Annotated in this window: 12 protein-coding genes and 1 other RNA gene; all 13 read right to left on the reverse strand. The window is 45.4% G+C overall.

Annotated elements, in window-relative coordinates; translation table 11 throughout:
* Positions 1-254: 254 nt before the first annotated feature.
* On the reverse strand, positions 255-521 hold the full coding sequence (locus PHP87_RS08650) for a ferredoxin family protein (RefSeq protein WP_299920401.1): 267 nt from the start codon (positions 519-521) through the stop codon (positions 255-257).
* The gene (locus tag PHP87_RS08655; protein ID WP_299920403.1) at positions 514-1101 is read right to left on the reverse strand and encodes a 2-oxoacid:acceptor oxidoreductase family protein; all 588 of its coding nucleotides are present in this window, start codon (positions 1099-1101) and stop codon (positions 514-516) included. Before PHP87_RS08655 ends, PHP87_RS08650 begins: the two co-directional genes overlap by 8 nt.
* On the reverse strand, positions 1102-1857 hold the full coding sequence (locus PHP87_RS08660; protein WP_299920404.1) for a thiamine pyrophosphate-dependent enzyme: 756 nt from the start codon (positions 1855-1857) through the stop codon (positions 1102-1104).
* Positions 1858-1877: 20 nt separating this feature from the next.
* The gene (locus PHP87_RS08665) at positions 1878-2966 is read right to left on the reverse strand and encodes a ferredoxin oxidoreductase (protein WP_299920406.1); all 1089 of its coding nucleotides are present in this window, start codon (positions 2964-2966) and stop codon (positions 1878-1880) included.
* Positions 2967-3043: 77 nt separating this feature from the next.
* Complete coding sequence (locus PHP87_RS08670; RefSeq protein WP_299920408.1) at positions 3044-3691, reverse strand: hypothetical protein; 648 nt, start codon at positions 3689-3691, stop codon at positions 3044-3046.
* Between the two features lie 439 nt (positions 3692-4130).
* Positions 4131-4397 (reverse strand): pro-sigmaK processing inhibitor BofA family protein, encoded by a 267-nt coding sequence (locus PHP87_RS08675; protein WP_299920409.1) that lies wholly within the window; start codon positions 4395-4397, stop codon positions 4131-4133.
* A gap of 37 nt (positions 4398-4434) precedes the next feature.
* Positions 4435-4707, reverse strand: a complete 273-nt coding sequence (locus tag PHP87_RS08680) for a DUF2508 family protein (protein ID WP_299920411.1) — start codon at positions 4705-4707, stop codon at positions 4435-4437.
* Between the two features lie 200 nt (positions 4708-4907).
* Positions 4908-5501 (reverse strand): recombination mediator RecR, encoded by a 594-nt coding sequence (gene recR / locus PHP87_RS08685; protein WP_299920413.1) that lies wholly within the window; start codon positions 5499-5501, stop codon positions 4908-4910.
* A 94-nt stretch (positions 5502-5595) separates the two neighbouring features.
* Positions 5596-5922, reverse strand: a complete 327-nt coding sequence (locus tag PHP87_RS08690) for a YbaB/EbfC family nucleoid-associated protein (protein ID WP_299920414.1) — start codon at positions 5920-5922, stop codon at positions 5596-5598.
* A gap of 139 nt (positions 5923-6061) precedes the next feature.
* Positions 6062-7558 carry a DNA polymerase III subunit gamma/tau gene (dnaX, locus tag PHP87_RS08695; protein WP_299920416.1) on the reverse strand — a complete coding sequence of 499 codons (1497 nt, stop codon included), beginning with the start codon at positions 7556-7558 and terminating at the stop codon, positions 6062-6064.
* A 115-nt stretch (positions 7559-7673) separates the two neighbouring features.
* Positions 7674-7939, reverse strand: an RNA gene (gene ffs / locus PHP87_RS08700) — signal recognition particle sRNA large type.
* Positions 7940-8258: 319 nt separating this feature from the next.
* On the reverse strand, positions 8259-9068 hold the full coding sequence (locus PHP87_RS08705) for an XdhC family protein (RefSeq protein WP_299920417.1): 810 nt from the start codon (positions 9066-9068) through the stop codon (positions 8259-8261).
* A gap of 59 nt (positions 9069-9127) precedes the next feature.
* The coding region (locus PHP87_RS08710; protein WP_299920418.1) for a class I SAM-dependent RNA methyltransferase at positions 9128-10152 on the reverse strand (1025 nt) is incomplete at its 5' end.

Genomic DNA, 10152 nt, shown 5'->3' on the forward strand with positions numbered 1-10152 from the left:
CGTTAGAGCCGTTAGTTTAAGTCATCTTAAGACTTATCTAACTTTTTCGCACTTCTAGTCTTGCTGTTCAGTTTTATCAAGAGCTTTGCGCTGCCAAGCTCCCTGCTTGCGCGCAAGAATTATAATACCATGCCCTTTTTCCTCTGTCAAGAAACTTCCTTGGCTTTTTGACACGGCATAAAATAAGTACTTCGCATATCGCTGAAGTACTTATCAATACTAACATATTAGCTTATATTTGACAAGGTTCTTTGCTATCCGGCGGCTTTTTTCTTCCGGAGTCTTTCTATATATATAGCACAGTCAGGGCATACCATCTCACATATCATGCAGGCTATGCAGCTATCTTCGTCTTTGGGTTTCACGGTAGGAGTACCGTAGACCCCTAGCTTTTCCGACCAAACCAAAACCTGGTTGGGGCATTTCTCTTTACAAAGTCCACAGCCTTTACAATAATCCGGGAATATATGAAATATTGCTTTCTCCATGGGTGTCGAGAGAGCTTCCATTTCTTTAGGCATTGCTTCCCACCCCTTCCTTAAGCGACTGCTCTGCCATCTCCTTGCCAATGGCCAAAGCTTTGAAGTTCAATTCCCTCAAATCCGGGTTCTTCTCAAATTTATAGGCTAGTTTGCTCTCCAGGGCTTCTTTGGCCGCTTCAAAGCTAACCACATTGGTAAGCCCGATAACTGTCCCCATTATTATAATATTGAAGACCTTGGGGTGCAATTGCCGGTTAGCGGTATCAACTGCCGGAATACCAATAATTTTCTTAGCTTCACGGGGTAATTCCTCCGGCTTTACCATAAAGCCGGAATCGTAAACAAACAGGGTATTCATGTCGGAATATCCTGCAGTTCTTCCAATCGCCCGTTCGCTCAAAGCTACTACTACATCGGCCTTGCTAAATTTGGGGGCACCTATCCTTTTATCGCTTACCTGTATGAAAGCGATGGATACTCCACCTCTTTGCTCCAGACCAAAGTTAGGGATATAAATGGTTTGTTTGTTTTCATTATAAGCTGCTTCAGCCAATATTTCGGCTACGGATTGTACTCCCTGCCCGCCTTCGCCAGCCAGTGCAATTTTAATCAACGACATCTATTTATCCCCCTTTCCAAACGGGGTTTTTATTTCCCCAATGGGGAAATACTGCTCCATTTCTTCCTCCAAAAAGTGCCAGGTCTGCTGGGCATTGGTTCTCCAGTTGGTGGGACAGGTAGAAAGAACCTCCACAAAGGAGAATCCGTTTCCTTCCATCTGATTTCTCAGTGCATTTCTTAAGAAGCGACGCAATTGTTTGTACTTGGAAACAGTAGCCCGGGCAACATAGGCACTATCGGGAGTTAGCTCGGCAATAAATTCCGGTCCCCTGGTGGGATATCCGGTTAGGTCAACATCGCGACCAAAAGGACTGGTCTCAGTTTTCTGTCCCGGCAAGGTGGTAGGGGCCATCTGTCCGCCGGTCATGCCATAATTGGTATTGTTTACAAGAATAAGGGTTACTTTTTCATTGCGGACAGCCGAATTCAACAGGTGTTGCGAACCTATGGAATATCCTCCTCCGTCACCCATATAGCCTATAGTTATCAACTCCGGACGGGAGCGTTTTATTCCTACCATAACCGGAGTGGTTCTTCCATGATGGGTCTGCGTGCTATCGCAGGCAAAAAAGTTCCAGGATAAGAGCGAACAGCCGATATCACAACCAAAAACCACCTGGTCTTGTATCCCTAATTCATCTATGGTTTCACCCAGGGCCTTCAAGACGATCCCATGCCCACAACCGGGACAGAATTTGTGGGGTTTTGAAGGCAGATACCATGACTTTGGTATTGCTGGTGCTATCATTCCCATTTATGCTTGGCCTCCTTCTTCTACAAGATGCTTTTTACCTTGTTAATAATGTCATAATCTATTATTCCTACTCCGGGCATAAAGAGATTTTCTATAGCCACGGTTTCTCCATATATTTCCTGTTTGGTAAGTCTATCTAATTGTCCGTAGGCTGATTCGGCTATTAGTAGCTTACGGGCCGGCCTACGGTTTATAGCTTCGCGTAATTGTTTTTGGGGGAAGGGCCTTAAAGTAATTGGTCGGAAATAGCCAGCTTTTATGCCCTGGGCTCTGAGTATCTTAACGGCATCGTCCGCCGCCCGGGAAACTACGCCATGGGAGAGAATAATAATCTCTGCATCTTCGCATTCTTTTTCTTCGTATTCAACCAGTTCCGGGCTGATTGCTTCATGTTCGGCAGCGAATTTCATTACAACTTCATAGAGTTCCTCTTCCAGGCTGTAAATATTGCAGAGGTGCTGGGGCTCCCGGTCTTCTCCAATTTTCCCCTCCAGTCCGACTAATGGATAGGTTTTAACCATTTCTATCCCGCGTTCTTCCGGGTTATACATCTCCAATGGTTCACGCATCTTAGCCTGGTAACCATCTCCCAGTAAGAAAGTGGGAAAGCGGTATTTCCAGGCGGCATTAAATCCTTTTATGGTATAGTCAAAAATCTCCTGGTGAGTGGCGGTTGAATATACGATACGGTGCCCCTCGCCATTTCCACCAAAAGTAGTCAATGTTACTTCCTGCTGAGAATAAACAACGGTACCTGAAGAGGGTCCCCCGCGCTGTTGAATTACAGCAAAGAGCGGGAGTCGCATGGCTTCGGCCATGCCAAATGGTTCCTGCATCAAAACATTGCCCGGTCCGGCGGTGGCAGTAAAAGCCTTTTTCCCGCTTTGGACGGCCCCGCATACTGTAAAGCCGGCCGACAATTCATCTTCGGTCTGTAAGAAGCCTTTTCCATATTCGGGAGCAAGGCGTGTCCAATAATGCATTACTTCATTTTGTGGGGTAATGGGGTATCCAAACATAATCTCAGCCCCGGCTGCCAGAGCAGCCCAAGCTACGGCTTCGTTTCCAGTAATAAATGCTTTTTTATTTGCTTCAAAAATTTTGGGCATTTATTAAAGACACCTCCTGTTCATTTAAAGCTAATTGCAAAAGGGTATATCTATTTACCCGGATGGAGTTTTCGTTTTTACCAAATTGCCGCCGGCATAAACCTTTTTATGAATTTTACCGGTATTTCCCAGCTTTCTTCCAAGGCATCTCTTAGTTTTTCATCTAACGCCTGAAAAAATATCGGGATTCCCAGTTCAGCAGCAACGGCAAATATCTCCCGGTTTCCTTCTTTTATCAAATCTACTGTGCTTTCATCACCCATGTGGGTATTGGCTACGATAGCATCAACCCGGCCCAAGCTATTAATATATTTTTTAATTCTTTCCCTGTTTCCCGTCATGGGACGGGAATAGTTCACGACGGCCATGATTTTTAATTCCGGAGAATCGTAAGCTCCTTCTACCAGGTTAAGGGTCTGGGCGCCGAGTACGCCATAACCCACATCCATAATGATATCTCCTTCCTGCCACAGAGCCCAGCGGGCTGCCGGGTTGAGCATGGCTCCCGTTTCACCCAGTCCAAAGGATTGTTCCCGGGAAAAAGCCAGCACTTTAAGCCCTTTTTTCTCCAGCTGGTTTTTAAGTGTTCTTAAAGTATAGAAAGGTTCAACCGTATCCAAGTCTACCAGGGTTACATTCCGGCCCTGCTTTTTTAATTCCAAGGCTCGATTAATGGCCATTTCGCTTTTTCCGCTGGCATATTCGCCCACATATGCTTCAACCACTCTGGCCGTATTTTGCTGCGTGAAAAAAAACACCTCCTGAAGAAAAAGGAATAGGGTTAACAAAGTGTTTAATTAAGTATAAGATATTGATGAATTATGCGTCAATATTAATCTTTTTGCAACCAAATGTTACTCATATTTAACGATAATGCTTTATGCAACTCTTGGCGGCAAAACCGGGTTTTTGCTGTAGAACCACCCATGGTCGGGGGCCACAACCACCAATGAAAATTAAAGCCTTACAGGAGGTTATTATAGACGCTGATTCACGCAGATATTTTATGATATATATCAGAAGGACCGTCCCCGTGATATATTTACCCGTGACAATATATTTACCCGTGACAATATATCATTTAAATTGTATTTTTCCCTTCTGAGTAAATATTATTTGAAAAGTAAAAGGCCGAGCTATCGGCCTTTTAAAATTGCTTTTCTCTTATCTTACCAGGAGCTGGAAGCATATTAGAAGGATAATCCCCGGTAACCCCAGAAAACCCGCTACCAGGACGGTAATGATGTTGACCGGCAGATCAAATTGGAAATAGGCCCCGATGTAATTGGAGATCAGCAGTAAAGCCAGGCCAATTAACGAGTTGATGGCCAGTTTCCACAAAAGCTTCACTGGCTTCAAAAGCACCTGGGCTATTATGTATAATATCGCCAGGAAAAAGAGGGCCGCTATAATTACATTAACCCACTCCATGTTTTCACCTCTCTTGAAGTGTTGTCATAAATGCTTTTCACAGGCCTTCCCGGGATGTCTCAAGTTTTCTATCTTGCTTCAATGTTTTTAGAAGATAGTTATATCTCTTTTCTGCTGCTTGCAGATTCAATATAGCATAGTCTATCATTTCCTCTTCTTCTACCCGGGTAAAGAGGTTCTCTGCTTCCTGAACTTCTCTATGTGCTTCTTGAAGCATCTCCTCCAGAGAGGCCTCTTCTTTGATTCCATCTTCTTCTTTAAGAATCAAATACTTACAGGCCCAGTTCCAGATAGTTGAGCAGATTTTCATAGAAAAGCCCCCCGTGCTAATAGCAGATACTTGTCTAAAGCATCTTATGCCGGGGGCCTGTCTTTTATGTTTTAAGCATCAGAAAAAACTGCTTTAGCAGTTTCAACACACCGCTGTAACGAGGTGGGGGATTAGAACTTGCCGCCTGTTTTCTTTGTTGAAACCCGGCCGCTAAAAAAGCATAGACATATTTCACCTCGTTATAATTCTTTGCGTCCTTCCAAGGCTCGCCGCAGGGTTATTTCATCGGCAAATTCTATATCTCCCCCTACCGGCAAACCATGGGCCAGTCGCGTTGCTTTTACCCCGAATCTGCTGGCAATCGCCGCCAAGAAGCGGGACATTACTTCACCGTCCATATCCGGGTTTAATGCCAGAACCACTTCTTTAATCTCTCCGCTAGCCAATCTTTCTTCCAAAGGTTTGAGATTCAAGTCTTCCAAGCCTTTGTCCTCCATAAGGTTAAAATCCTTATTTAAAACAAAGTACTGCCCCTTGAAACCTGTACGTTCAATAGCAATAACATCACTACTTTCTTCCCCTATACAGATTACAGTCTTATCTCGACCTTCATCCGAGCAGATTATACAGGGGTCAGAATCGGTAAAGTAGCCGCAGCGGCTACAGGGAAAAACTTTTTGTCGGCAGTCAACAATAGCCTGGGCTAGCTGCCGGGCTTCTATTTCAGGCAGCTTCAGAATATAGAGCGCCAGCCTTTGGGCGGTCTTGGGCCCAATGCCGGGGAGCTTCAAAAGCTGGTCGATAAGATTTTCCAAGGGCCGAGCCAATCTCATGATTATGTCCATTCCTTTCTTGAGGCACAAAACGTCATGAAAGAATTTCTTTCAAACTTGAACCTCCTGACATACCATTTGGGCTGATCATCTCCTATAGTCCGGGGATATTAAATCCTCCCGTTATTTTCGACATTTCACTGGAAACCATCTCCTGCGATTTGCGAATCCCTTCGTTGACCGCTGCCAGTACCAGGTCTTCCAGCATCTCCAGGTCCTCCATATCTACTGCCTCTGGTTTGATTTGAATAGCTATTAATTCCTGCTTGCCATTAATTTTAACTGTAACAACGCCTCCCCCGGATGAGGCCTCTATTTCTCTCTCGCGCAATTCCTCCTGCATTTTTACTATTTGTTCCTGTACTTGCTTGGCCTGTTTAATCATTTTATTCATGGAGCCGCCACCTGGATTAAACTTCATCAATTCTTCCTCCTATCGCAATATTTTATATATCAATGGGTTTCTCCCTGAAGCTCAGATTTCACAATTAGATTCAAGAGCTGTTTCAGCTAAGCTTAATCCTGATGTTACTGCAAAAAGTTATAAATATGCAGTAGAGTCAATCCTTAATCTCCACCAGCTCTTCACCAAAAAATTCAACTGCCTTTTTTACAATAATATCATTATACTGGTCATCGTCCAGAAAAATAAACTGGCTCTCCATATCCCGGCCCAATGTTTCTTTAAGCACCGCAGCGAGAATTTCGCTATTTCCTCTTTCCTCCATGCGTTCTTTGTGGAATTTATATCCCTTTTTATAAGCGATGTATATGGTATCATCCTTTATGCCCAGCAACTTTCCTTGCACTAACAGGGCATGAGTGGGAATCTTTTTTCCTTTTACTCCCGCAAGTATTTTGCTCCACAAAAGATCCTGGGCTTCATTTTGTGGAGGTTTCGCGCGCGCGCTTGACTCCTTCTTTGGCTTTTTCTCCTCCAGAGGCGGCGGGGCGGCAGTTGTTTCTTCACGAAACAAAGTTGCCATTTCCAGAAATGCTATTTCCAGCAAGTATTTTTGTCCTTCACTGAACCTTAGTTTATCTGCTGTATCCATCATTATCCGCAAAGCCCCAAGCACACCCTGATTACTTATTTTGCCTTTTTGCTGCTCGAAAAAAGCCTGGCTTTCCTCTCCCGCTACAGTTAAATCGGCCTCTTTGCCCAACGCCAGATAGAGCAGGAAATCCCGCAGGAACATTGCTGCTTCCCGGGCCAGATGCTGGGCTTCCTTGCCCTCGCTGAAGGCAGTTCCCAGTATTTCTATAATTGCCGGTGTATTCTGGGAAAAGACGGCCGCAAAAAGCTGCGTCATGAACAAATCGTCCACCAGTCCCATCACTTCCAGGACATCTTGTTTACTTATATTATTTCCCTTGTAGGAATAAATTTGATCCAGCATGCTCAAGGCATCTCTCATACCGCCGTTGGCACGGCGCGCTAATAAGAGCAGTGCTTCCGGCTCCAGTATTATTTCATCATTGGCCGCAACATCGGTCAACCTCTCCAATATCTCGTCCGTAGTTAATCTGCGAAAATTAAAAACTTGGCAGCGAGAACGAATGGTAGCTGGTATCTTATGGGGTTCAGTGGTTGCCAAAATAAAAACAACTGCGTCTGGTGGTTCTTCGATGGTTTTCAACAAAGCATTAAAGGCTTCCGTAGTCAGCATATGAACTTCATCTATAATATAAACCTTATTTTTTCCTTGCGCCGGTAATACTCTCACCTTCTCGCGCAAATCGCGAATCTCGTCAATTCCCCGGTTAGAAGCCGCATCTATCTCAATTACATCCATAAAGTTGCCGTTATTTATATCCTGGCAAGAGGAACATGAGTTGCAGGGTTCTCCCTCGGCCAAATTCTCACAATTAACGGCCTTGGCAATTATTTTGGCAATACTGGTTTTCCCTGTTCCCCGGGGCCCGGAAAAAAGGTAGGCATGGCTTACCTTCCCCTCCCGAACAGCGTTCCTTAGCGCCATTACCGTTTTCTCCTGCCCTACCACCTCTGCAAAACGCCTTGGTCTCCATGCTCGGTATAATGCCAGATAAGCCACCGCCTCATCCTCCTTCTTGCCTGCTTTCTTATATTCTTTCTCGTTCGAAGCCCTTTTCCCTGCATTGGCTAAAAACAAAAAGCAGGTTATAAACCTGCCCTTGAAAAATATTAAGCCGTGCACCTGGCCTCGAGAATACCTTCCGAGCGTTACTGGACTAGTTTGCTCCATCCAGGCTTCCCTTCGTCACACGAGATTTGCTTCTTAGTGCTGCTTCCTTCCGGACCTGACACGGTTCAAAGGTTCTCATTGCAAAGGACCCAAACTTCAGCGCCACTTTTTCCAGCCGGACCTCACAAGATAGACCCTCGGCTCAGGAATTCGACCCTGCTATAGCGGGTTGCAGGTTACAGGGCACCGCTACCTCCCCATCTAGCACGGCAAATCTTAACTTGATAAAATGCAAAAAGCCAACTGCTTTAAGCAATGTCACTTTTTTGGACTATCTTTACAATATTCCGAATATCAAAGCCTATATGGGGCTTTATCCGTGTTTCTACGAGAATAACATGCTAAAGAAAACAAAACCCTTCCGTAAAGGGAGGGCGTAAATTATTAAACACTTTACCTAAACGGAATTATAGCATGAAATATTACTCCAGGCAAACAATTCATAGTCCAGGGAAACATCCAAATATCGGCAGTGTTTACGGCTCTTAGCTCATAAAACCAGCTACCTCCTTCAGTTCCGCCTTCTGTATCAAAAGAGCTCATCCCGTTCTACTTTACCCGTTATCTCACTTTGCAGGATGCGAAACCCCCCGGTACATCCATATTTAATCGCCTGCATCTCTGCCACTACCGCTAGCGCTATTTCAGTCGCTCTTTCTCCCCCTATGTCAATACCCACCGGCACATGAACCCGGTTAATCAGTTCCTCGGCAATATTCAACTCATTTAACTTGCTAAAATAAGCGGTTACCTTGTGTTTATTGCCCATAATGCCAATATACCTGGCTGGAGAATGGATTACCGTCAGCAGGGCCGCTTCATCAAATTCATGATGGTAACTTAGCAGAACGATACTGGTATTTTCGTCAATATCATAGGCTTTGAGCAACTCAATAATATCTCCCAGCAGCAGTTCCCTAGCCTCGGGAAATCTATCCCGGCTAAGCGTTTCTGCCCTATTATCAATGACAGTTATGCTGTAGCCCACAATAGAGGCAATTCTATAAACATTTAAAGCCACATTACCCGAGCCTACTATTATCAGCTGGTCGCGATGACAAAAAGCATTTATGAAGACCTCGGTCATGCCCTCTTCCGAGGGGAGAATCACTCTACGGGAAATCCCTTCATTTATACAAATCTGGGCTTCTCTTTGGGCATTTTCCTGCAACAAGCTGTCCCCGATGCCATCGCCAATTATATAGCCAAAGCGGTCTACCAGCATCATCTCCCCTGCTCGGCAACCCCTCGGGCTATTGGAAGATATTACGGTAACCAGCGCTATGTTTTCTTTGCGTTCCTGCTTTTCTGCCAAAATACGCATAAGTTCTGACTGCACTTCATCACCTTCCCGTTTTTTTACAATCTTACGAATAATTTAGCCATAGGGAATATTCGCTAAATAAGTCCTTTCCCCTGCCCAGCTTTATCAAAATCATTTTCAAGCATCTCCGCTTCGCGGTTCCGGCGGGGCGGTTTAGGACCGAAGAACTGATAAAAATGGGTCTCTATCCGTCCATTATATAGTTTTCTTCTCTTATCCGCACTACGTCCAAATATATGCTCAAAATCTTTATATGCGGTCAGGACATAGAAAGACCAGGTTTCCAGGTTCTTTTTGAAAACAGCTGCCATTTCCCGGTACAGCTTTTCCACCGTAGACAGGTCTTCCAGCCGTTGACCGTAAGGCGGATTGCAAATTAGAAATCCATACTTTTCCCGAGTTTGAAGCTGGTTTACCGGCATCTGCTGGAAATGAATATGCCCCTCCAACCCGGCCTGGCGAGCATGATAGCGGGCCAGGCTTAGAACCTCCTTGTTTATATCAGTCCCCCGAATCTTCAATGTCAAATCCCGCTTAAGCAGGTCATTGGCTTCACTTCTGGCATCTAGCCAATGTTTTTGGGGAATTACCGGCCATTTCTCCGCTGCAAATTCTCGCTTAAGACCTGGGGCCTGGTTTAAAGCTATCATGGCCGCTTCAATGGGGATGGTGCCGGAACCACAGAAGGGGTCGAACATCAGCCGGTCCGGGTGCCAGCGACTCAAGTCTATCATGGCCGCTGCCAGGGTTTCTTTGAGCGGGGCTGCGCTGGACAGCTGGCGATAGCCTCGCTTGTGCAGTCCCGCCCCACTGCTATCCAGAGTCAGGGTGGCTATATCTTTAAGCAGGGCCACTTCTATAGTATAGCGAGGCCCGCTTTCCTCAAACCATTCCTGGTGATAACGGCCCTTCAAGCTCTCCACTACGGCCTTTTTGACAATCGCCTGGCAGTCGGGCACACTGAACAATTGAGAGCGGATGGACTTTCCCTGCACCGGGAAGTTAGCGTTGACCGGCAGCCAATCAGACCAGGGTAATTCGCGGGTCTGATCAAAAAGCTCAGTAAAAGAACGGGCCGGGAATTCTCCCATCTTGACCA

The organism is Syntrophomonas sp., from assembly GCF_028707975.1.
Classification (GTDB): Bacteria; Bacillota; Syntrophomonadia; order Syntrophomonadales; family Syntrophomonadaceae; genus Syntrophomonas.